Annotated in this window: 17 protein-coding genes; 15 read left to right on the forward strand and 2 right to left on the reverse strand. The window is 33.0% G+C overall.

Features of this window, described 5'->3' with window-relative positions:
* Positions 1-28: 28 nt before the first annotated feature.
* Entirely contained in the window at positions 29-673 is a 645-nt protein-coding gene (locus AB3I20_RS11770; protein WP_067482545.1) for a lytic polysaccharide monooxygenase, read from the reverse strand.
* A gap of 124 nt (positions 674-797) precedes the next feature.
* Positions 798-1,640, reverse strand: a complete 843-nt coding sequence (locus AB3I20_RS11775; protein ID WP_095803781.1) for a helix-turn-helix domain-containing protein — start codon at positions 1,638-1,640, stop codon at positions 798-800.
* A 220-nt stretch (positions 1,641-1,860) separates the two neighbouring features.
* Between AB3I20_RS11775 and AB3I20_RS11780 the strand changes: the two genes are divergently transcribed.
* The 15 genes from AB3I20_RS11780 (at position 1,861) to galU (ending at position 24,278) form a co-directional block, all read left to right on the forward strand.
* Entirely contained in the window at positions 1,861-3,597 is a 1,737-nt protein-coding gene (locus AB3I20_RS11780) for a glycosyl hydrolase family 18 protein (RefSeq protein ID WP_086270741.1), read from the forward strand.
* Between the two features lie 456 nt (positions 3,598-4,053).
* Positions 4,054-5,178, forward strand: coding sequence for a CDP-glycerol glycerophosphotransferase family protein (locus AB3I20_RS11785; protein WP_086270742.1), 1,125 nt, complete (start codon positions 4,054-4,056; stop codon positions 5,176-5,178).
* Positions 5,162-5,962: a WecB/TagA/CpsF family glycosyltransferase gene (locus AB3I20_RS11790; protein WP_082294016.1), complete on the forward strand. Its 801-nt coding sequence runs from the start codon at positions 5,162-5,164 to the stop codon at positions 5,960-5,962. Before AB3I20_RS11785 ends, AB3I20_RS11790 begins: the two co-directional genes overlap by 17 nt.
* Before the next feature lie 41 nt (positions 5,963-6,003).
* The gene (locus AB3I20_RS11795) at positions 6,004-7,137 is read left to right on the forward strand and encodes a CDP-glycerol glycerophosphotransferase family protein (protein ID WP_231885389.1); all 1,134 of its coding nucleotides are present in this window, start codon (positions 6,004-6,006) and stop codon (positions 7,135-7,137) included.
* On the forward strand, positions 7,134-7,529 hold the full coding sequence (tagD, locus tag AB3I20_RS11800; RefSeq protein WP_067482535.1) for a glycerol-3-phosphate cytidylyltransferase: 396 nt from the start codon (positions 7,134-7,136) through the stop codon (positions 7,527-7,529). The genes AB3I20_RS11795 and tagD overlap by 4 nt, the downstream gene beginning before the upstream one ends.
* Positions 7,530-7,569: 40 nt before the next feature.
* Positions 7,570-9,927, forward strand: a complete 2,358-nt coding sequence (locus tag AB3I20_RS11805) for a CDP-glycerol glycerophosphotransferase family protein (RefSeq protein WP_067482533.1) — start codon at positions 7,570-7,572, stop codon at positions 9,925-9,927.
* A 43-nt stretch (positions 9,928-9,970) separates the two neighbouring features.
* Positions 9,971-13,738: a CDP-glycerol glycerophosphotransferase family protein gene (locus AB3I20_RS11810; protein WP_368027402.1), complete on the forward strand. Its 3,768-nt coding sequence runs from the start codon at positions 9,971-9,973 to the stop codon at positions 13,736-13,738.
* A complete protein-coding gene (locus AB3I20_RS11815) occupies positions 13,738-16,737 on the forward strand; it encodes a CDP-glycerol glycerophosphotransferase family protein (RefSeq protein WP_368027403.1) in 3,000 nt (999 codons plus the stop codon). The genes AB3I20_RS11810 and AB3I20_RS11815 overlap by 1 nt, the downstream gene beginning before the upstream one ends.
* A gap of 7 nt (positions 16,738-16,744) precedes the next feature.
* Positions 16,745-18,619 (forward strand): glycosyltransferase, encoded by a 1,875-nt coding sequence (locus AB3I20_RS11820; protein WP_067482527.1) that lies wholly within the window; start codon positions 16,745-16,747, stop codon positions 18,617-18,619.
* 77 nt (positions 18,620-18,696) lie between these two features.
* Positions 18,697-20,061, forward strand: a complete 1,365-nt coding sequence (locus tag AB3I20_RS11825; RefSeq protein ID WP_368027404.1) for an ATP-binding cassette domain-containing protein — start codon at positions 18,697-18,699, stop codon at positions 20,059-20,061.
* Positions 20,054-20,863, forward strand: coding sequence for an ABC transporter permease (locus tag AB3I20_RS11830; RefSeq protein WP_067482525.1), 810 nt, complete (start codon positions 20,054-20,056; stop codon positions 20,861-20,863). Before AB3I20_RS11825 ends, AB3I20_RS11830 begins: the two co-directional genes overlap by 8 nt.
* A gap of 12 nt (positions 20,864-20,875) precedes the next feature.
* On the forward strand, positions 20,876-21,526 hold the full coding sequence (locus tag AB3I20_RS11835; protein ID WP_067482523.1) for a hypothetical protein: 651 nt from the start codon (positions 20,876-20,878) through the stop codon (positions 21,524-21,526).
* A gap of 27 nt (positions 21,527-21,553) precedes the next feature.
* On the forward strand, positions 21,554-22,168 hold the full coding sequence (locus AB3I20_RS11840) for a hypothetical protein (protein WP_067482521.1): 615 nt from the start codon (positions 21,554-21,556) through the stop codon (positions 22,166-22,168).
* A gap of 63 nt (positions 22,169-22,231) precedes the next feature.
* Positions 22,232-23,242, forward strand: coding sequence for an NAD(P)H-dependent glycerol-3-phosphate dehydrogenase (locus AB3I20_RS11845; RefSeq protein WP_067482519.1), 1,011 nt, complete (start codon positions 22,232-22,234; stop codon positions 23,240-23,242).
* Positions 23,243-23,402: 160 nt separating this feature from the next.
* On the forward strand, positions 23,403-24,278 hold the full coding sequence (galU, locus tag AB3I20_RS11850) for a UTP--glucose-1-phosphate uridylyltransferase GalU (protein ID WP_067482517.1): 876 nt from the start codon (positions 23,403-23,405) through the stop codon (positions 24,276-24,278).
* The last annotated feature ends 437 nt before the right edge of the window (positions 24,279-24,715 follow it).

Genomic DNA, 24,715 nt, shown 5'->3' on the forward strand with positions numbered 1-24,715 from the left:
CATGCGCGTTTTGCCTCAGCCTTTCTTTTTATTGTGCTAAATTAGTCAAGCGATTTCCTTGTTTGACGTTTACATCAATTACATTGTAAAACGCATTTGGTGTGTCATCAATATCCCAAACGGCTAAAACCACGTGGTAGCCTAGATGATCTGTAGGAATTGTTACTTCATGAGTTTTATCTGTTGAAGCAACATCACCATCGTGATCGATTGTATCAATTAATTGTAATTCATCGCGAGTTAATGGTTTGTTTTGATCCCAACCATTTTTCGTAATATAGTAATGCCATTTTGTTGTTGCATGGTCGGCAGTAAATGTCCAAGAAAAATTATTTTTACCGGTGAATACTGTATGTTTGGTCCAACGATCAGCTGTTTGTTTGTCTAAAGTATAATCACCCAATACACCATCAGCTGAAGCGATGTGCCCATCAGCAGGTCCAGCTTGTGGGAACCCTTTTTTTCCTTCCAGTGATTGTGGGTCATCAATTACAGCACCATATTTATCATGCGCGGCACTCCAACCTAGCTGATTTTTGTCTAAAAAGCCTTGATAACCACGACTGGCTGGTTCTTTGACATACCCATGTGCATCAACAGAAACAGTTGTTAATGCAGTCAACCCAGTTGCAACTAAAACGAAACTTAACCCTAGCAGTGTACTCTTTTTCATCTTGAAACCCTCCAAAATAAATAATCTGTTTGAAATAAAACTCAGTTATTTCAACAACAAGTAGTATAAAATGGAACAGTTTTGAAAAATTATTTTGTATGTTATTGCAACAAAAATTATTTAATCAACTATAAGTTGTCTTCAATCGAATGATGAAGTCCGTCATTGCTGTTAGACCTAACCAATCAAAAAAATGAATTCCTTGATCGATTTCGGCAATTGCGCTTTGATCGCCTCGAGCTAAACGATCCAAGGCAGAAAAAATTTTATAATAAGCTATATTTAAGCTATTTGTATGTAATTCTGCTAGTTTTTTTAGTTCAGTAAGAAAAAGAGTTCTTAAAGTAGCTGATGAACGAGTAAAAGACAGTCTGACGCCATTTAAAATAAAATTGGCTAATAAGTTTTGCTGGACAGTTGTATCTTGATAAATCCCCATTTTAGTGACGCTATGATAGAAGGAACGTACGATATAATCTGTTTTAAAAATAAAAAGACATCTTGAAAAGATTGAAAGCTCAAAACGCCCCCAGGTATCAATATGTTCTAAATAGTTCATAATCAGTTGTATTTCTTTTTTCACCTCAGGAGTGGTTGCTTTGTTTTCCAAATGATTAAGGATGATTTTTCGTTGGGCGTAAAGTAAACGGTAAAAAATATTTCCGGTTTTTTCATATTCTTTTAGTAATTCGTCTTCTTGTGCAGAAGTGAGTCCAGGAGTCGTAAGAAAATAATTGGTTAATTTTTGCTTTGGCGACAGCGAACCCTCGTTTAGTAAAAATTCGTATTCCTCTAAGGTCACATTCATTTTTTCTAAATAATTAATCAAAAGCTCAAAACTGATTTTTGTTCCACGAGATTCGAAAGCAGCGAGTGTTCCTCGTTGGGAAATTCCCATGGTCAACTGCTCCTGAGTAAAGCCACGTTCTTTCCTTAACTTCCGGATCAAAAAAGCATGTTCTGGCATCTTTAACACTCCTTTTGTTATTTTATTTCTAGTTTAAGATAACACACTCCAATTCGAATGAAGAAAGTCTTCTTTTGTGCTGCCTTTTTATTAAAAAGTGTGAACACCCTTTTGTTTTAAGGATATTTTGTTGCAATAGCGTACAAAAAAATCTTTTTTACAGGAGGCTGTTTATAATTGAGAAGGCTTTTAAAATAAAATAAGTGTTGGAGGGTAAAGAATGCAAAAAAAATTATTGTTATTTTCAATTAGTGTCATGGGAGGATTACTTGGCTGTGCTAATGGTGTTGCTGCGGATACCGCAGATGAAATGCCAAGTATTGCGAACAAGCAAATTTCAGTTGGTTATTATCATAACTGGCCTGGAGAAATGGGGGCAGGTTATGTGGGCGGAGCCCCCGCTGATATCCAATTAGAACAAATCAATCCTTTTTACAATGTCATTTCGGTTGCGTTTATGAAGGGTGAGGGAATTCCAACTTTCAAACCGTATAATATGAGTGATCAAGCATTCCGAAACCAAGTGGCAACCTTAAATGCACAAGATCGTGCGGTTCTTTTATCATTAGGTGGCGCAGATTCACATATTGAACTTTCAACTGGACAAGAACAAGCTTTTGCAAATGAAATTATTCGCTTGGTCGATACTTATGGCTTTGATGGATTAGATATTGATTTGGAACAAACGGCTGTAGCGGCAGGTGATAATGCGAAAGTAATCCCAGCAGCGTTAAAAATTGTGCGCAACCATTATGAACAACAAAATAAACACTTTATTATTTCAATGGCTCCAGAATTCCCATACTTAAGAACAGCAGGGAAATATGTCCCTTACATTACTGCCTTGGAAAACGATTATGACTTTATTGCTCCACAGCTTTATAATCAAGCAGGAGATGGTATTAGCGTTGGCTCAGAGTGGATTGCTCAAAACAATGATAGCAAAAAGTTTGAATTTCTATATGGAATCTCAGATGCATTTGATAAAGGAAATAATGGCTTCATTCATATCCCAGCCAATAAATTAGCTTTAGGACTTCCAGCAAACCAAGATGCAGCAGCAAATGGTTATGTCAAAGATCCGAATGTTGTCTATCAAGTATTTGAAAAACTAGCGGCAAAAGGGACGCCTTTAAAAGGAATCATGACTTGGAGTGTTAACTGGGACGAAGGAAAAAATTCAGCAGGAATTGGTTACAATGAATCATTTGCACATGCGTATCAAGGATTATTTGAAGAACAGGTACCTGATACAGAGAAACCATCTGTTCCAACCAATTTAACAGCATCTGCGACCTCAAACAGTGTTTCATTGTCTTGGAAAGCGTCTACTGATAATGTCAAAGTAGATCATTACACTATTTATGAAAACAATCAGTTAGTTGGCACAAGTAAAACAACAAATTTTGTGCACACTGGTTTATCAGCAGCAACAAACTATAGCTATACAGTCGTAGCAGTAGATACGTCAAATAACCAATCTGCGCACTCAACTAAGCTAGATGTGATTACAAAAGAGGCATCCGAGTTAAACAAGCCATCTGCACCAACAAATGTAGAAATTAGCAAAGCTACAGCAAATAGTTTAACTTTAGCATGGGACAACAATGCACCAGAAGAAGAAGTAACCACCTATGAGATTTATCGTGAAAATAAAAAAGTGGCAACGACAACTGATAATCAATTCACGGATCAAAATCTAACACCAGAAACAACGTACATGTATCAGATCAAAGCGGTAAATCGAGTTGGTCTATCTGATTTTAGTCAGCAAGTGACAGGAACGACAACATCTGACAGTGGTCAAGTAGGTGAATGGAAAGTTGGCGTGACTTATCATATTGGGGATATTGTGACTCATCAAGGACATCAATATAAATGTTTACAAGAACATACTTCGATTTCCGTTTGGAGCCCAGACCAAGCACCAGCTTTATGGGAAAAGTTAAATAAATAAATTTGAATCAGTCAATTAAGCAAACATCTAACTACTGAGAAAAAAGGCGTGAGGTCTTTTGATTCGTGGTTAGATGTTTGTTTTTTTAAATAATATCAATTAAGCTGCATTTTACGAAGTTGAAAGATATTGTTTTTGATTTAGTCATTAAAAATACAACATAGCTGTAGATTGATGGTTTTATCAACTAATAAATAACGGTAATTAAAAAGCGGAACTTTACAAATAAGACTATAATATTAAATTATTATTACGTAAGTATTTCTCGAGTATTACACATAACGAATCGCCTTTAAATTCTTTATATTATTCTGTATAATTAGATCAAATATTGCCTTTTTATAGACCGAAAATTGATTTTTTGTCGATTAGTTTGTGTGCATTTTGTGTATAAACTAGGATAGAAAATGTTGATTAGGTGACAAAATTGTTAGGTTGGGAAGGAGTAGTTCAGTGATGAATATATTGAAAAATGGATATATGACCGCTGCAATGCTTTGGCCTAAGAGAAAATTGACCTCGACGATTGTGTACATTATGAGTTTTTCGTTTAATGAAGGCGACTTGATTAAGCAGCTTCACTTGAACTATCCAGGAAAGGTGACTGTTTTTTTTGTAGACAAGTGCCGCGAGTATGCGGAAAAGTTAAAGAGTGAAGGGATCGATGTTCGCCCATTTACACCCAAAAGTCTTTTTTTAGGAAGAAATCTCACGTTATTAAAACAAGCAAAAGTAATTATTGTTGATAACTACTTTCCTGAGTTAGCCGTGATGACGCCAAATCAAGTAGTCATTCAAGTCTGGCATGCTGATGGTGCAATCAAAAAATTTGGCTGGGATGATCCACAGACGAAACAACGTAGTCGGCAAGACAAAAAAAGATTTCAAAAAGTTTATGACTCCTTCAATTATGTAGTAGTCAATTCGGATAAGATGGCAGAGGTTTTTCAAAAAAGCTACAGTTTAAATCAAAAAGTGATTCAAAAGTTCGGTTCTTTGAGATTAGAAACAGCTCAAAAAGTAGCAGGATCAGTTGAACAAACAAAAAAATTTATTTTATATGCACCAACGTATCGTCCGGAAAAAAAAGATATGGAGCAAATTCTTAGTCAAGTATTAGCTACATTTTCTAAACTACCTGAGGAACAATTTTATGTACATCTGCATCCGACAATCCAGCAAGAAAATTGGGTATTACCTAAAAATGTACATTGGTGGAACCAAAACATTATGAAAAGTTATCCAAATGTCAAACTATTGATTACGGACTACTCGGCAAGTACTTTTGAGTATCTTACTATACAGGAACAGTCAAAAATTATTTTTTTCTGTCCTGATTTTGATAAATATAAAAAAAATCCAGGAATTCAAAATGATTTTCTTGAGTGGGCACCTGGACCAGTCGTGAAGAATCAGGAATTGTTGGGGCAAACAATTCAGACCTATTCATATGAAGCAAATGAACAAGGGGTAAAACAAGCAAAACTGTTATGGAATCAATATGAAAATGGCAAAACTGTTGGAAAGATAATGGCGTTAGTGAAAAAGGAACTGGGTGAGATTGGTGGAAAAGAAGAGTAGGACAGAATACATAAGTGGAGTCCCTGTTGATAATTTGACCTATCAAACAATTGTGGAGGACATCCCCAAATATCTAGCTGCAAACAAAAAAATGTTAATCACAAGTGTTAATCCTCAAATTACATTGCAAGCTTATCAGTATCCAGAGGTAAAGGCTTATTTAGAACGGGCAACACATCGAATTGCTGACGGAATTGGCGTGGTTAAGGCTTCTAAAATGTTACGAGGAAATATTCGTGAACGGATAACTGGTATTGAAGTGATGGAAAGAAGTTTGCAGTTTGCGAATCAATTTGGCTACCGGATTTTCTTATATGGAGCGAAAAAGGATGTTGTGAATCAAGCTGCACGAAATATTCAAGAAAAATATCCGAATATTGAAGTAGCAGGTACACTTCATGGCTACACAAGTAGAAATACAGAAGAAGTGATTAAAAAAATCAATCAAGCAAACTGTACCTTTCTCTTTGTCGCTTTGGGTTCACCTAAGCAAGAAATCTTTTTGGAAAGAAACGTAGATCAATTGAATGCCAAAGTTTTTCTAGATGTTGGTGGTACTTTTGATGTCCTTGCAGGAGCAGTCAAGCGGGCACCAAAATTTTATTTAGACAACAATCTTGAATGGCTCTATCGTTCGCTTTCGATGAAGCGTTATGATCGTTTGGTGCAGATTCCGAAGTATTTATATTCGATTGTGCGACATAGGGATGCCAAAATGGAAAACAAGGTGCAACAACTAGATGTAGAAATCAAAAAAGAGATAAAAGAGTGGAGACATGAGTGAGTATAGTGCGAAGAAATCTTGAAATAATTTATCATCGATGGGTGAAAAAAGTTTTTTCTCTCCTTAATAAACATCCGAAAGAAAAGCTAATTTTTTTTGAAAGTTTTCATGGCAAACAATATAGTGACAACCCACGTGCTATTTATGAATATATTCGGGAAAATTATCCGGAATACACCTGTATTTGGGCGGTAAAGAAAGGCTTTGAAGCCCCTTTTATTGAAAATGATATTCCTTATGTCAGACGGATGGGCTTGAAGTGGCTACTAACAATGCCAAGATCAAAATATTGGTTTTTCAATACTAGGATGCCTGGGTGGATGGTTAAAGGTAAAAATATGTATGTTCAAACATGGCATGGAACACCATTAAAAAGATTAGGCTTAGATATTAAAAATGTAACGATGCCAGGAACGGATACAAATAAGTATCGGGAAAATTTTAAAAACGAAGCGGCCCGTTGGGATTATTTGATTTCACCTAATGCATATAGTACGGAAATTTTTCGAAGTGCATTTGCATATGAAGGGGAGATCCTAGAAATCGGTTATCCAAGGAATGATATTCTTCTGTTACCTGATAATAGTGAAAAGATCAAACAAATCAGAAAAAAGTTAACTATTGCTGAAAATCAAAAAGTTATCCTCTATGCACCTACTTGGCGAGATAACCAATTTATAAAAAAAGGTGCTTACAAGTTTGATAATCAATTTCCTTTCACTGAAATTTTAGAACAAGAATCAGACACGATTATTTTGACTAGGCTACATTACTTAGTGGCAGAACAATTTGATCCTAAGCAATATGGGAATCGCGTAATAGATGTTTCTAGTTACGAAGATATCAGTCATTTATATTTGATTGCAGACCTGTTGATTACGGACTATTCTTCTGTCATGTTTGACTTTGCCTTAACGAAAAAGCCAATGATTTTCTATATGTATGATTTAGAGTCTTACGGACAGGAAATTAGAGGATTTTATGAGGGGGTGTTGAATCAATTGCCAGGACCAATCATTCAGAAACGTGCAGACCTTATTTCTGAAATCCATGCAATTAATTCAACATCTTTTACAACTAATAGAGACTATCGTGCATTTTATCAACGTTTTTGTATTGATGATATTGATGCGACTGAGAAATTAATAACGAAAATTTTAGGAGGAACAAAATGAAACGAGTAATTACTTATGGAACATTTGATTTATTACATTATGGTCATATCAATTTATTAAAGAGAGCTAAAGAACAAGGAGATTATCTAGTCGTAGCTTTATCAACAGACGAATTTAACTGGGAGCAAAAGCAAAAAAAATGCTATTTTTCTTATGAAAAAAGGAAACAGTTACTAGAAGCGGTACGGTACGTTGACTTGGTAATTCCAGAAAACGGCTGGAGTCAAAAAGCATCGGACATCAAAGAATATCATATTGATACTTTTGTGATGGGAGACGACTGGGCAGGTAAATTTGATTTTCTGGAAACAGAAACAACAGCTGAAGTTTTCTATTTACCAAGAACACCTGAGATTTCAACTACACAAATAAAGAAAGACTTGAATAAGTAGTAATTTAATTAATGTTGTAAAGTTGAAAAGAGGTGTTTTTTTGAAATACGAATGCTCATTTATCTTACTGAATAATAACAACTTGCGAGGTAGTTTGAAAGACACCTCGCTTCTTGACGTTTTCTCGGAAAATTACTCATTACAAATCAATCAAGAAAATTTCCAGATTGTCAACGTAACGAGAATGCTATTAGCAGATGAGTTTATTTTTCAAATTGAAGTCGATCGAGAATTACCGGTAGAGATTAAAGATAACTCAGTAGTTAAATTAGTTGATAGGAACATGACAATAGTAGAATTAAGGACGCATAATTGGTTCACTGAACAACAGATTCTACAAGAAAATAGATTACCCATATTTGACTGTTTGATTGAAAATCAGCAATTGAAATTTTCATTTTTCGAGTTGAATCAAAATAAGTTTACGATAGATGTCCGCTCAGAGGCTGGAAAACTGTATGAAAAGCTTCCTTATTCTAGAAGTCAAACGGCGGGAATAACGACCGTAGTTATAAATAATCTTGACTTAATTGGTCAAGTAAATGAACTTGGTAGGTACCATTTTTATCTTGAAACTGAAGGCAAAAAATACGAATTTTTACTAGCTAAAATTCATACACAAAAAAATAAATATCTTGATTTTTTATATAGAGATGCTACTCGTGAAGCAATGATCTATGCCTCTCAAAAAACATCGTTATCATTTACAATACAACCACCAGTCAAAATGAATGAACTCCGTTACCATAAGAAGGCTAAGTTGTTAGCTTTGAAGAAAAAGCAATCATTGATTTTAGAAGTTAAGATTCCAATAGAATATCGTGAGGGATTTGCCTATTTGTTAAAAATCCAACACAGAGGAACTTTAACAGCTGCCTATCAAGCACAACCAATAAAGAAAACTGGAAAAAAACTTGTCTTTTCAATTGATCTTGCTGCATATGACTGGGAGTATTATTACTGGGATTTATATTTAGAATGCAAAGGTGAGCAAGAAACCTATGATTGTAGAATAATCAATAAGTCATTCTTTTTATATTTAAAATTACAGTACTTTTCGGGAAGGTATCAGTCAAAAATAGATGATAACATAGTGTATCCATATCAAACAATGAAGTATGCAATCAGTCTTAATTTTCGTCCTTTTAGCGAATATGAGACGAAAAAATACAAACAAAATGAATGGATTGCTTATATCTTGGCTCATACGATAGGACTCTTTTTTTTAGGGAACGATATTTGGCTGATTCATGAAAAATACTCAAATACAGCACAAGATAATTCGTATTATTTTTTCAACTATTTACAAGAAAAAACTAGTCAACGTGCCTATTTTGTAATAAAAAAAGAGTCACCAGAGTATAACAAGTTAAATCACTATCATCGACGTCGAGTTGATTTTATGAGCGTGAAACATTTATTTTTGCTACTTATAGCTAAAAGAGTTGTTGCTTCGGAATCTAAGGGACATGGATATGCTTGGCGTGTACAAACAGGACCAATCAAACCCATTCTAGATAAAAAAAGATATGTCTTTCTTCAACATGGTGTTTTAGGTCTTAAGAAACTTGATAATACATTTAATGCAACACGTTCGAATAATCAGGCAGAGCTTTTTATTACTTCCGCAGAGTGGGAGAAAAAAATAGTTCAAAAATATTTAGAATATGCTCCTCAAAATATTGTGGTAACAGGGTTAGCTAGATGGGATGAGTTACAAAAAAATAAAGGTAATTTGATAAAGAAAAAACAATTTTTAATTATGCCAACTTGGAGAACTTGGTTAGAGGATCTAACCCAAGAAGAATTCATTAAATCAGATTTTTTTCAACAATATTCTCAATTGCTATCAAATCGCGAACTACTAAAATTCTTAGAAATTGAAGAATACACCATTATTTTTTATATTCATCCTAAATTAGCAGAATATATTCAATTGTTTGATGTTTCTGCACATAAAAACCTACGTATTATTCCAATGGGGGACGTTCCGCTAAACAAACTTCTTTCTGAGAGTGAATGCTTAATAACGGATTATTCCAGCATTTATTGGGAGGCCTTGTATCAAGGAATACCAACAATATTTTTCCAATTTGACATAGAAAAATACCAACAAATGCAAGGAAGTTATCTTGATCTTAATGAAGAGTTACAAGAAATTCGCTGTTTTGATGCAAAATCTTTGATTTTACAAATGAAACAAAAAAGTTATCTTTTAAGCGATGTGAGCGCACATGCAAAAACAATCTTTCCCTATATAGATAATCAAAATTCAGCTAGGATTTTTGAAGAAATTAAACGATACAAACCTAGTTTAATAAATAGAATAAAACAAAGAATTAAAAGAAATCGACTAGTTGAAATGGTTAGAATACGCGTCAACGATATCGTCGGATAAAAGGAATTTTTAACATTCCTATATTGCTTATGAGGTGAACAAATTGAAAACAACGTTAGTAGCTAAGAAGCTAATTTATGATAATCAATCAATTTATATTGAATTATCTGGTGAAGAGATAATTGAAAAATTTTACTTGACAGAATGTATATCTGGAAAAACGCATCAAATGCTTGCAAGTAAAGAAGGAATGGGGTATCGCGTTTCTATTCAGGGATTAAATATTTTTAATCGTCCCTTACAAATAGTCACTATTTTTGGAACAATCAAGGTTACTGAGTTAACAGATAGATCAGATAGCTCGCTACCTATCCATTTATTAGAAGAAAAATATTTCTTTATTTCTGAATCGAAGATATTTAACTACATGATTTCTCCAAAGCAAATCGTAAAAAATGATGGACAAATCATAGCTCAATTGACAAATACTCATTTGACAATTGAAGAAATCGCAGACTATCGACAAGTCGATTTCTTTGTTAAAAATGAAGCTGGTTACTATTTGAGAATTAATGGCTACCAAAAAGATAATAAACTTTCTGTTAATCTAACCGAAGTGATTCAGGAGCTAGCAGTTATCCAAAGCTTCAGTAGTTCTTCTTTGTATCTTGTTGAATATGTATTAGATCAATACGTTGCTACGAAAATTGTCACTTCAGAAGTAGAAAATGGAAATGCTCAATTTTATCCTTTATCAGAATCATTCTTCCTACTAGAAAATGTACAACAAACAATGCTTATCCGAAATAAAGCAGTTGTAACCTCTGTACAGGATATCCAGAATTTACAAAATGTATATATTCAAACGCAACAAGCAGATTATTTTAAGTTGACAAAAGAATGTCTTACTTTGTTACCAAGTCAACAAATCCAACTATTTAAAAAAGAAAATCAAGAATTTGTCCCTTATAAGTTTTCCAAAAAAGAATTACATGTTTTAAAAAAATATCCTGAAATCATTGGAAACCAAGTGAAATTTTTTATTAAAGGAAATTCTATTTGGATTGAACCACTCATAAACGCACAACCAGTTTTAAAAAATAATTTTAGTAGCTTAGAAATCAGAATAAATAATCTAGAAGAAATTGCTTTGGAAGGAAAAACCAAAGAACTTTATATTCCTTGGCAAAAATCGGGGGAACGATTCACATTAGATCTATTGGAGACACCTCTTTCACCAAATCAAGAATATAAAATTATAGGAATCAATGGTGTTACAAAGCAAAAAATTTATTTAGACTTAAAAGTTCAACCTCAGAATGTATTAAGCTATTCACTCATTCAACATCACAAGCAAACCACGTTGATAACTTATGATTATGAAACTTTTATAGCTAAGAATTATCCAGTCAAAGTTACGAAATCTGTAGGAATCAAGAATATCTGGTCTGAAGGGGAAAAACTATTTTTAGTACCAGAAAAGAAATTCTCTTTGAAACAAAACTTAATAATGAAACGCCGTGGAAAAAATGACTTGATTTTAATTCATTTGTCCCTGATGGAAGATGGTAGCTATTCTGCTGATCTTTCAGATATAAAGAGCGAACTGGAACAAGATACAAAACTTTATGGTGATTTTTATCTTCAAGAAATCACGTCTGAAGCAATTAAGCGTTCACCATTAAAAATCAAAGATAGTATAGTTGAGAAACTTCCTGGGAAATTACTGATGGAGTGGGCCGCTCATGAGGACCAACCTGAAAAATATAATGTTGGTTTGTATGTCAATAAGGATAAAGGAATCAGCTTATTGCAAGATGCATATCCTGCATATTTAAAATTCATGAAAAAAATGATTACGAAAGACTTAGATGTAACAAAATTAACGATGGAGAATCAGTTCCTAAACTTAACTATTCCTGAACTAGATGGCATCGAATCTTCGATACAGTTAAAAGTTATCAAACGCGCAACGAAGGAAACATTTATTTTAGAAAGTAAGGCTCGAACAGAAAACGATGCAGCTATCCGTTTTGATTTAACATCACTTATTGAAAACTCAGTAGGAGAGTTTCCACGTCTTGATTTTCGCCTTTCGTTTGAAACGCCTTACTCAAAATATGAGGAATGCAAGTTACGCATGAAAAAGAGTAAAAAGCGTAAGGAAGGATTGAGTTTAACTCAACTAACTGAAGAGCAATCATTCTTAGTTTATACAACAAAAAGTAACATTATTTGTGGCGTATTTTCTACCTATACTGCTGGTGCAAGAGAATACTTTCAAGTGCAAACAAAATTAAAAGGTATGAAAAAAACTGGACACGGCTATGTATTCAAAATAGTAATAGATAGTCAAGAACATTTTGAAGTGGAAAATGCTTATTTGCAATTACGAAGTAAAGAATATAACATGCAAATCAATTGTAAATTGATCAATCAAACAAAAAATGAATTTGAATTTTCTTTTGAAATGGATTGGGATAAATTTTTCCCGTTGTATTGGGATCTATTCGTTGGAATGAAATTTAATGAAGTGATTTATCCAATTAAAGTAAAAGGGGCACAAAAGGAAATATTGAATCAAGTTGAAGCAGATTATTTGGATAATAGTGTGTTGAACGATGATAAATCTAAAATTATATATCCGTATGTTACGTTCTCCAACGATATTGCATTTATGATTAGAGAAAAAGAGAATTATGAAAATAAATGGACAAGTTTTAAGGATAAAGCAGGCTATTTAACTTATCGTTTGTTCAAAAAACATTTGGACAAGCAACGTATTTGGCTAGGATTTGAAAAATTTTCTCAAACGGCGCAAGATAATGGCTATGCAATGTTTGATTATGTACAGAAAAATAATCTCAAAAAACAGTATTACTATGTGTTATCAAAGGATTCGAAAGACTATTTAAATGCCAAAAAGGAACATAAAAATATTCTTACTCATATGTCTTATCGCTACTTTGTTATGTTATATGCTTCTAAGTTATTGATTGCATCTGAAACGCCACGACATGTGCATAATATTCGAGTGAGATCTGGTCGTGCTGCAAAAGCAATTCAAGAAAAGAAAAGTGTATTCTTACAGCATGGAGTTACCGCATTAAAACGTTCAGACGTATTTAAGAAAAGCAAAGGACGAGGCAACTTTGATATGGTAGTTGCGACATCCGACTTTGAGAAAGACATTTTACATGAAAATTGGTTATACGATGAAGATGAAATTGCAGTTACCGGTTTTTCACGTTGGGATTTACTAGAAGATCATTCGAATCTGCAAGAACGCAAAAAAATATTTGTTATGCCAACTTGGCGATCATGGATGGAAGATATGCCGAAAGAAGAATTTATCAAGACGGATTATTATAATAACTATATGGGATTTTTATCTTCAAGCAAGTTAGAAACAATTCTAAAAGAGAATAATTTAGAAATTATCTTTTTCTTACATCCAAAATTCAAAAATTACATTTCTGAATTTAGTGCTCCAAGTGAACGAGTACAACTATACGCTTTTGGTGATATTAAAGTAAACGAAATGATTATGGCATCTTCATTAATGATTAGTGATTATTCATCTGTTACTTGGGATATGTTCTATATGGAGAAACCTGTTATATTTTTCCAATTTGATTATGAAAAATATAATGAATATGAAGGAAGCTATATTGACATGGAAACGGAATTATTTGGTAGACGTGCCATAACAGTTGACCAGGTGATTAACACAATTGAACAAACGATTTCTCAAGATTTTGTTTTGGAGGAACCTTATCAAGAATTATATGGAAAATATTTTAATTATCATGACCGTGAAAATAGTCAAAGAATTTATGAAACAATAGTCAAAGAAAGAGTGGATCAATAATGAACAGTGTACGGATTTTTGAGGGTAGATTCTATATTACAAGAAAAGAGCCTTGTGAACTAATTTCAGTCTCTGGGGAAAGATTTCCTTTTAGAAACGAAAATACGGATACGTATAGTCTAAATATTGAACATTTTATAACTGATGAATTTAAAATTATCGATAATTTGGGAAATGAAATTTTTCTTGTAGAGGATAAAAGCCAACTGTTTTTAACTGATGAACAAGCCCATAGTTATAGAATTGTTTCGAAGTCGGTAGCGGGATTTTGTATCCAGACTGTCCCGTATCGAAGTACAAATTTCACTGGAGTAATGGCCGAGCCTCTTATAATTGGGAGGAAGGATAATGAACTAGCGACTATTAATCTAAATAAAACTGATAGAAACCCTCAAATATTCTTCTGCTTGGGTGAAGATATCTGTGCAATTGATTTTTTAGTGGATCATAATTATGAGGTGTCTATTGCACAACATTATGTTACTCACGTCAGCGGTCGATTAATTGTATTTGATGGTGTTAAATTTTTAGCAAATAGTAAAATGAAACATACGGAGTACCACAATTTAGAGATGAAAGTAACTAATATAGAAGTGACAAATGAATCAGTTGTTCTGACTGCACCAGCTGTTCACTCAATGGTGGAAGCTTCTCTCTTGATAGGGGAACGTTGGTTATTTGGTAAAGTGAAGGATGGACAAATTACCTTTAAGCGAAACTTTTTTCCTGAATTATGTGGGAAAGTAAAATTATATCTTGGAAATCAGCAAATATTTACTTCAATCAAAAAAGTCTTCTTAGCGGGAGATAATGTTGGAGAAGATTTACTTATAGAAAATAATGAACTTTATTTATTAAAGAAAACGAAAACCCCAGCTTCTTTTACAAATCAAGAATTAAAAAAACATGTTAAAATTAAGTTTTCTAATTTGGAACTAACGGACTATCAGCTGAGCTTTCAGTTAGAAAGACATCTTGAAAATGCGCAATTAATCATCAATAAAAGAGGGCAAGGGTTGAATTATATTCTTCCTTTGAACAACAAGGATGATTATTACTACTGTAGTTTACGCAGTTTCATGGAGGACGAAGCAGCTGAATTAAAAAAAGCTCGCTTTGATTTTTATCTATATGTTTTTAGCGAAGGACAATATCAATTGATGCGTTTGGCCAATAAAGATAAATTACCCAAAGATAAAAAGAATCGGTTTTTTGGGGTAGTCACTTATGGTCAGCATAAGACAGCTTATTCTCAACATTTTGAATTATATTTGACTAACAGCAATACTTTATCGCTTGTAAAAAACAACTTATCTAACTTAGCTAAAGAGCGTTATGAAATAAAAACGCAAGTAGCTGATTTTGTTTATAAAAAACCAAAAGTAAGGTTAACTTGCAAACTAGAAACAAAAAATAAAGAGGAGATATCTGTTCAAAGTGTTTTACTAGTGAAGCGCAATAAAGATACGCTAGAACGGATAAAAATAACTGACTTTACTATTGATCAAAAGAAAAATCACCTTTTAATTAAAACGACAATTGATTTATCAATATATGATTTTGAGCCATTATATTGGGATTTGTATGTTGAGACAAATATAAATGAACAACGTTACTTTGTACGCATAAATAAAGCGAGCAAAGCTGCTAAACGAAATATTAGAAGTAACACACTTAAGTATCAGTATCATACACAAGATGATTTTTTAATGTACCCATACATTACAATTAGTGAGGATATCTCTTTTACTTATCGAAAAAGAGAAAGTTATGAAACCAAGTGGAATAATTTTAAAGAAAAATCTGCTTATTATTTAGCTCGATTGATGAAGCCGTACTTTGCTAAAAAAGATATTTGGATAGGGTTTGAAAAACTAGCTTCCTCAGCTCATGATAGTGGGTATCACTTTTTTAATTATTGTTACGAAAACAAAAAACATGATCAGTTTTATTATGTGATTGATAAATATGCAACCGAAGCAAAATTCTTAGCTGATAAGAAAGATCGTACCCTGAACTTTATGTCGTTTAAATATTTCTTGTATCTATTTTCTTCGACGTTGCTAATTTCTTCTGATACTAAGCGGAATGTTTATAATTTAAAGCAAAAAGAAACTTATATGGGGCGTGTTTTAACAGAAAAACCGTTAGCTTATTTACAACATGGTGTGAACGGTTTGAAGAAAGTTCCCGATTTTTATAAAAATAGAAATGTTTTTGACTTAGTAATTGTACCTTCAGAATATGAAAAACGTTTAGTAATCAATGAGTGGGGGTATGAAGAAGAGGAAGTAGCTGTGACTGGATTGGCCCGTTGGGATGTTATGCGAGACAGAACAACCGAAATTCCCTATCGTCAAATTTTTGTAATGCCAACTTGGCGGACGTGGATGGACGGTCTACCTAAAGAAAAATTTATTCAAACGGATTATTTTAAAGAATACAGTCAATTTTTAGCTTCTAAAGAATTAAAAGAGTTGCTTGTAGCTAACAATGTAAGAATCGCTTTTTTCTTACATCCAAAGTTCAAAGAATATATTGATTTATTTGAAATTGACCCAGAAATAATCGATAAATATGAATTTTTAGAAGTCCCAATGGACGAGTTGATTATGAAGAGTTCAATGATGATTTCAGATTATTCAAGTGTGATTTGGGAAATGTATTACTTAAAGAAACCATGTGTCTTTTTCCAATTTGACATAGAAAAATATTTACAATATGAAGGACTTTACATGGATCCTAAGACTGATTTATTTGGTGACGTAGCATATACTTCAGATAAGTTAATCGCGCTTATTCAAGAAACAATAAAAAATGGGTTCGTAGAAAAAGATATTTATGCAAATATGCGTAAGGAGTATTTCTCATTGATGGATCATGATAATTCGAAGCGGATTTATGAGGCAATCGTAAATTCTAACGTTAAATCGAAAAAAAATGGTGGTATCAGACCTATTACTAAGAAGACCTTGTTAAAAATAATCAAAAGGAAGTGACTTATTAATGAGTGCCAATCTAAAACAAAGAGAAATCTTTTTTCTTAATGATTCTGTTAGTGTGGATTCAGGCGGGCGTGTGCAGTCTATGTTTTTGAGAAGTAAAACATGGGAGAAAGATGTTCTTGCTACACATATTTGTACATTTAATTTTCGCCCGCAATATAGAAATATTTTTAATGATATACACAAGATAAAAAAATTACCAGATAATGTTTTTTTCATGAATATTTACGAATTTTTTTCGGAAGATAAAACTCTTTTCTATAGTGACAGTGTGGTAACTTTTGATGAATACGAAAGAAAAATGAATTTTGTTCAGAGTACGAAAAATGAGCAAGTATTTGAGTACAAGGAGAACAATAAATTATTACAAAGAATCAAGTTGAATACAAATCAATCAATTTCTATGATTGACTATTTTGAAGATAAAAAAAGAATAAAGAGAGAGATTTTTAGAAGTGATGGTATCTTGTTAAGGACAAATTATTTCAACAGCGAAGGATTCTTGGCTCAAAGTGATTTTTTTGCTAGTGACGGAAGAAAATATTTGGCAAGTAAGTATAATGAAGAAGCACAAATGACATATATTTTACATTTTCAAAAGAATGGTAATGTAAATCAATTTGACAATGAAAAGCAATTGAAAGACTATTGGATATTTCAACTGAATGAAATGTCCAATAGACCATATTTTTTTGTAGAAGATCATCGTTTGGATTCTTGTGTCATAGAAAATAGTTTTACAAATAAAATAATGTCAGTAGCAACTATTCACGGAAATATTTACGGCAAGGACGGCTCGTATGGTAGTCCATTAAGAGCATATACAAAAGGAACACTAGAAAATTTGGATAAATTTGGTGCAGTGATTCTTCTTACTGATGAAATGAAAAAACATATTACAAGCCAATTTGGGGAAAGAGATAATTTATTTGTTATTGGACATCCATTTCTTGTAAATAAAACAAGACCGACAGTATCTAAGAATTTGAATCGTGGTGTAATTATTTCAAAATTTAATAAGGGAAAGAGAATTCATTTAGCTATTGAAGCATTTGCCAATGCAGTAAAGGAAGTTCCAGATGCACAACTAGATATTTTTGGGCAAGGGGATGAAAAACAAAGTTATGAACTATTGATAAAAAAATTAGGTGTCGAAAAAAACATACATGTTCATGGCTATACGCAGGATGCAATTGGAGAGTTTCAACGTAGTGGTTTCAGTCTAATGACTTCAAAGGCGGAAGGTTTTGGTATTTCAATTTTAGAAAGTCTTAGTGTGAATACTCCAGTTGTTGCTTTTGATTATAATTATGGACCAAAAGATTTAATCGAAGATGGTCTAAATGGGCGTATTGTTCCTAATGGCGATATTTCTGCATTAAGTAGAACAATCGTTGAATTAGTAAAAAAAACAGACTCTTTAAATAAATTATCTAAAAATACTGGTAAAGTCGTTGAACAATATTCTAAGGATAAGATTCGTGAAAAACTATTATGTTTATTTGACTATCTAGATGATTATCAAGATGAACTTCCAGTGGTAGTGCAGTCACTAAGTCAATCAGTTCACTCTATCATAAAAAGTGATACTGAATTTAAATTAAATCTTGAGATACAAATCAAATTAACAAACACAAAAAATAATCCAGCTTGCTATATTCATGTAATTACTCCAGAAAAAATGGAACCTTTGCTTTATAAAGGAGTGCATGTGGATGGGAAATATCTATTTGAAATTACGCTGCCATTAGAAATGCTACCTATTATTTTGAAATCCCCGTTAGATCCTTTTTTGTTAGGTATACAAAACAAGAAGCACTATCAAATGTTTGATTTACCAATAATAAAAGAAAAGATTCAATCATTTCTAATGTAAAATAAAGATTTGTTAAATATAAAAAATAGTTAATTAAAAAAATAATCTTTGAAAAAAGATTGGAATGGGCAATAAATATGATTGAAAAAACAGTAAAGGTAAGAGCTAAGTATTTAACTAAAGAATATGAACTATTAAAAAAGAAATCTGATAAGCTAAAATCGTTATTTAAATCTACAGCTACAGGTATTCCAAAATTTTGGGCACTTCGAGGTGTTTCATTTGAAGTAATGTCTGGAGAAACTATTGGAATAATTGGAATTAATGGTTCTGGAAAATCTACCCTTTCAAAAATTCTAGGTGGAATTATTCCACCAACTTCTGGCGAGCTAGAAATTAATGGAGAGACCTCGATTGTTGCAATTGGTGCAGGTTTAAAAGCTGCGTTAACGGGCAGAGAAAATATTAAATTAAAATGTTCAATGTCAGGAATGAGTAATAAAGAAATTGATGACAAAATTGACGATATCATCAATTTTGCTGATCTAGGAGAATTTATTGATCAGCCAGTCAAAAATTATTCTAGTGGGATGAAATCAAGATTAGGATTTTCTGTGGCAATCCATCAAAATCCAGATATCTTGATTATCGATGAAGCATTGTCCGTTGGGGATGATACATTTGCACAAAAATGTATTGATAAGATTAATGTATTTAAAAAAGAAGGAAAAACTATCTTTTTTGTTAGTCATTCATTAGGTCAGGTAAAAAAAATGTGTGATAAAACTTTATGGTTACATTACGGTGAAGTAGCTGGATTTGGGCCTACTAAAGAAGTAATTAATGAATATAAAAAGTTTACCAAGTGGTTTAAAGATTTACCTAAAGAAAAACAAAACAATTATCAAAAGTCACAAAAAGAAGCACAAAAAGATTTTTCGTTAGAAAGTATGTATCAAAGTACAATGGAAAAATTACAAAGTGATCATCTGATGACAAGGGTAGAATTAAAACAGTTACAGAAACAAATGGAAAGAAATCAAATTGGCACGCAAATGAAACTATCAACTAAGATTTTGATTATTTGCTTATTCTTTATAATGATTACTTTATCAACTATTAGTTTTAGTGGCCGTTCGTTAACCTATTTCTTTAATAATCCAGTGGAATTTGCAAGAACACACTGGTTAAATAATGAAAGAAAATCTAAGGGAAACATCTCCAACAAATCTTCAAAAGAAAGTAGTAAAACATCTAACTCTACAACTAAAAGTGAAGAATCAGATGCTAGTACTTCAAGTGAATCGATAGAGATGGTTACGCACACGATTGTTCCTGGAGAAACCCTCCTAGGGATTGCACAACAATACAACGTTTCGTTAGAAGAATTAATGAGAGTTAACAATCTGGATAATGAAGTCATCAATGCAGGAGTAGAAATCACTATCCCTGCTTCACAAATCCAACAAGATAGCTCAACTGGAGGTGTGAGTAATGAATGAAGTAGCGATTATTATTAAAGAGCAACTATCAAACCTAGGAATTATTTTTAGAATGTCGAAGTATGAAGAAAAAGCGACATATCAAAATAATTACTTAGGATTACTATGGCAAATATTGAATCCATTAATTCAAGTAGGAATCTATTATATGGTTTTTGGACTAGGTGTTCATGGTGGAAGAACGATTAATGGAGTCCCATATATTATCTGGATGATTATAGGAATTTCTGCTTGGTTTTTTATATCACCATCAATTATGCAAGCGTCAAATAGTATCTATAAACAAGTTGGTTTAGTTTCTAAAATGAAGTTTCCTGTTAGTGTTTTACCATCGATTTCTATAGCGGGACAGCTGACGAATTATTTTTGGTATATGATGATTGTTATCACTGCATTGTTATTAAATGGAGTCTATCCAACGCTGTATTGGTTACAATATATTTATTACTTTTTTTCTATGCTTGTTTTTCTTTATGCATTCGGCATCTTTAATGCAACGATTACAACGCTAGTGCGCGACTATCATGTAATGCTTCAATCAATTTTCAGACTGTTATTTTATATATCTGGAGCAATTTGGAATTTTCAAACAAGAAATCTACCTGAAGGACTAGTAAAGATTTTAGAAATTAATCCGTTATATTATTTAATTGACGGATTTAGAGACTCATTTTTATCTAGAGAATGGTTTTGGAATAAAGGAACGTATGGTCTGATTTTTTGGAGTACAACTCTTTTATTACTGTTGATTGGTTCACACATTCATTTAAAATTCCGAGCAAAATTTGTTGATTATATTTAGGGGGAAGACTAAATGGAGACCTTGTTTGTCATTGATAATAAGCTAAACAGTACTTTTTATTATTATTCATCTGAACATGATAAAAATTTACTCGTTCATGTACTTCCAGAAACGATAACAGAAACCAAGATACATTTAGGTGAGCAGTTCTCCTTGCTCAATAGATCAGATTTTATAGTCTGGTTTTCTACAGAGTTTGATTTACCAGTTAAGACTTATGTGGTGATAACTAAGGAAGAACTTTTAAAAATAGTTATGGAAGAATTAGCTCAAAATGAACTTGTTACTATATCAAATCCCTCTGAATTTGTTCAAGAGAATGTTCGCTTTAAATGTGGCAAGCAAAAAGTAACATTTAAAGAGCTGGATGTCTTTCTTACGTATGATCCAAATGTTTCTGAAGGCAGTTCTATTTTTGTAAGGCAAGAACATATTGTACGCTTATATAAACAAAAAGTTCAGAAAATAAAAAATCCAGTTATACTAGTTAAAAAGTTTAATCAGTTAAAGTCCGCTGTCGATACTAATTTGACTTTTACTGGGATGACGGTAGAAATAAAAGATTTACTAAAAAGGAATAGTCAAAAACTAATCAAGTATGATTTACCTCCAGACAATCTAGCTAAAGCAAAAGAAAAAGTCTTACAATTTATGTCTAAATAGAAAAATACTATAAAAGGGAGCTTAGTTATGGCTAAAAGAACCAAAGAAAAAAAATCTAAAGGCTGGCTCATTGTTGGCATTGTGTTATTATTGATGTTGTTAGTCGGCGGCGGTAGTTTATGGTATTACCAAAATATTTACTCCAAAATATCTCCAGTTTCTGATTTCTCAGCTGTAAATGGGAAATTTTATCTTTCTAAAGGTAAATATCGTGGCGAAGAATTAACATCATTTGATCATGTGAAATGGGAAGATACAGAAAAAAAATTAAGCTTTTCGCCGATTGATAAATCCCATATTTTTATTGGTGTCTATGAGAATAACAAATTAGTTACAGGGAGTACCTTGTCCACAATCAAACAGAAAGATAACTATCTAGGTTTGAAACAAGAAAGTTTTATCGTTTCTGATAGTTATTATAAATCTAAGTTGAAAAAAGAAAATCAAGAATCTTTTGAACAGCTAGACAATAAAACTATTCCAGATTTAACAGCTAGTGAAGACAAGTATTATATTTCAAAAACAGTTCATATTAATCCAGAAATTAAGAGTTATAAATTCTATCTAAAAGGTAAACAATTGATTCGTGAAAATGCACCAGATAATGATTCTTACTATTATGTTAACTACGAGCAACAATAAGGTAAAATGTTAATATTTACGATTAAATAATTTTTAGATTCACAATTGAAAGGAAGAAATTTAATGAAAAAAATCGCAGTTTTAGGTCCAGGTTCTTGGGGGACTGCCTTAGCGCAGACCTTAGCAGAAAATGGTCATGATGTTCGAATTTGGGGAAACGTTCCTGAACAAATTGATGAAATCAATAACTATCATACCAACAAACATTTTTTACCAGACTTGCAAATTCCTGAATCAATTGTCGGATATAAAGAATTAGCGGAAGCTGTTGATGGCGCCGATGCTGTGTTATTCGTTGTCCCAACAAAAGCGATTCGTTCAGTTGCACAAGAATTGTTAGAAAAAATGAATACGAAACCAATCATCATTCATGCAAGTAAAGGTCTGGAACAAGGGACACACAAACGTATTTCAGAAGTTATTGCAGAAGAGCTTCCAGAAGAAAAACGCCAAGCAATCGTTGTTCTTTCTGGTCCAAGTCATGCAGAAGAAGTTGCTGTTCATGATATCACGACGATTACGGCTGCAAGTATTGATCAAAAAGCAGCAGAATTTGTTCAAGATTTATTTATGAATGATTATTTCCGAATCTATACAAATAATGACGTAATTGGTGTAGAAACAGGTGCTGCATTAAAAAACATTATTGCGATTGGTGCTGGCGCCATCCACGGTCTAGGATTTGGGGATGACGCAAAAGCGGCTATCATGACTCGCGGCTTAGCTGAGATTAGTCGTCTGGGTGTAGCTATGGGTGCTAACCCACTGACATTTATTGGATTGAGCGGTGTGGGCGATTTGATTGTTACTTGTACAAGTGTTCATTCCCGTAACTGGCGTGCTGGAAACTTATTAGGACAAGGACATAAATTATCTGAAGTTCTAGAAAATATGGGGATGGTTGTTGAAGGTGTTTCAACAACGAAAGCCGCTGTTGAACTAGCTAAGCAATTAAACGTGGAAATGCCAATCACTGAAACCATCTATAGTGTGTTATATGAAGATAAAGATATCAGGCAAGCTGCAAAAGACATCATGTTGCGCGATGGTAAAACAGAAAATGAATTTATGTAAATAATTAAAAGAGAGCGAGCAAAAGGGAAACATCATCTTGCTCTCTTTTTTACTGAGTATAAAACCGAAAGAAAGTAGGTTTCCTATTTTACCTCTGCTATAATATTTGAATGAGAACTTTATTTTAAATGGATGATTGTGAGAAAGGAACGAACAAATCATGACAAAAGTTAGAAAAGCTGTGATTCCAGCAGCAGGATTAGGCACACGTTTTTTACCTGCCACAAAAGCGATGGCAAAGGAAATGTTGCCAATCGTTGATAAGCCAACGATTCAGTTTATTGTTGAGGAGGCTTTGGCTTCAGGGATCGAAGATATTTTAATTGTTACCGGAAAAGCAAAGCGACCAATTGAAGACCACTTTGATTCAAATGTTGAATTGGAAACAAACTTACGTGAAAAAGAAAAAAATGAATTATTGAAATTAGTCGAAGAAACGACAGACGTTAATTTACACTTCATCCGTCAATCTCATCCAAAAGGTTTAGGTCATGCTGTATTACAGGCGAAAGCTTTTGTAGGAGATGAACCTTTTATTGTGATGCTGGGGGACGATTTAATGGTGGATGATGTACCTTTGACAAAACAATTGATGAATGATTACGAACAAACAACATCTTCAACAATCGCTGTTATGAGTGTTCCGCATGAAGATACATCGAAATATGGCATTATCAATCCTGGTGAAATTGTTTCAGATGATGTTTACAGTGTGAAAGATTTTGTGGAGAAACCAGATCCAGCAGACGCACCAAGTAATTTGGCTATTATTGGACGTTATCTGTTAAATCCAGAAATCTTTACTATCTTGGAAACACAAAAACCTGGTGCGGGTAACGAGATTCAGTTGACGGATGCGATTGATGAACTGAACAAAAGTCAACGTGTATTTGCACATGAATTTAAAGGTACACGCTATGATGTCGGAGATAAGTTTGGCTACATGAAAACGAGTATCGAATATGGATTGCAGCACCCAGAAATTGGTGAAACGCTAAAAGAATATCTGATTGAATTAGGAAAAGAATTAAAGTAATTGATTGAGTAATTGATTTAAAGTAGAGGCCAGGTTGTTTGGTCTCTATTTTTATGTGTTTGGATGATTTGTTTTAGAACTTTGAGTGATAGCAGAGTGGGGGATGATTTTGTTGCGAAGTGTTCCCTAAGCAACTACTCGCAATAACTCTCAACTGTCCAAAAATATGAATGGCTATTTTTGGTAGTTGCGCATTATTTTTTTGGAGCTGACCGCTTGGAGCCGCAACCTTATCCACGGTGTTCCCAAAACAACTCCTCCATATAGCTTGCATTCATTTCAAAATATGGAAAACTATTTTGAGTGTTTGCTCGCTATCTTGTCGGAGCTAAACGTTTTGCGCCACAACCTTTTTCTATTTGACAGCTGACTGGTTTGCTATAAAATAGATAGCAGACATCATTTTTACTTAAGATTAGTGGAGGGAAGTGTGGGTG

This window comes from Enterococcus sp. C50 (assembly GCF_040887505.1).
Lineage (GTDB): Bacteria > Bacillota > Bacilli > Lactobacillales > Enterococcaceae > Enterococcus_B > Enterococcus_B thailandicus.

Bases quoted from the DNA above. Each gene is read 5' to 3' on its own strand.
- AB3I20_RS11770 (WP_067482545.1), bottom strand. From the start codon at position 673: ATGAAAAAGAGTACACTGCTAGGGTTAAGTTTCGTTTTAGTTGCAACT.
- AB3I20_RS11775 (WP_095803781.1), bottom strand. From the start codon at position 1,640: ATGCCAGAACATGCTTTTTTGATCCGGAAGTTAAGGAAAGAACGTGGC.
- AB3I20_RS11780 (WP_086270741.1), top strand. From the start codon at position 1,861: ATGCAAAAAAAATTATTGTTATTTTCAATTAGTGTCATGGGAGGATTA.
- AB3I20_RS11785 (WP_086270742.1), top strand. From the start codon at position 4,054: ATGAATATATTGAAAAATGGATATATGACCGCTGCAATGCTTTGGCCT.
- tagD (WP_067482535.1), top strand. From the start codon at position 7,134: ATGAAACGAGTAATTACTTATGGAACATTTGATTTATTACATTATGGT.
- AB3I20_RS11815 (WP_368027403.1), top strand. From the start codon at position 13,738: ATGAACAGTGTACGGATTTTTGAGGGTAGATTCTATATTACAAGAAAA.
- AB3I20_RS11820 (WP_067482527.1), top strand. From the start codon at position 16,745: ATGAGTGCCAATCTAAAACAAAGAGAAATCTTTTTTCTTAATGATTCT.
- AB3I20_RS11825 (WP_368027404.1), top strand. From the start codon at position 18,697: ATGATTGAAAAAACAGTAAAGGTAAGAGCTAAGTATTTAACTAAAGAA.
- AB3I20_RS11830 (WP_067482525.1), top strand. From the start codon at position 20,054: ATGAATGAAGTAGCGATTATTATTAAAGAGCAACTATCAAACCTAGGA.
- AB3I20_RS11835 (WP_067482523.1), top strand. From the start codon at position 20,876: ATGGAGACCTTGTTTGTCATTGATAATAAGCTAAACAGTACTTTTTAT.
- AB3I20_RS11840 (WP_067482521.1), top strand. From the start codon at position 21,554: ATGGCTAAAAGAACCAAAGAAAAAAAATCTAAAGGCTGGCTCATTGTT.
- AB3I20_RS11845 (WP_067482519.1), top strand. From the start codon at position 22,232: ATGAAAAAAATCGCAGTTTTAGGTCCAGGTTCTTGGGGGACTGCCTTA.
- galU (WP_067482517.1), top strand. From the start codon at position 23,403: ATGACAAAAGTTAGAAAAGCTGTGATTCCAGCAGCAGGATTAGGCACA.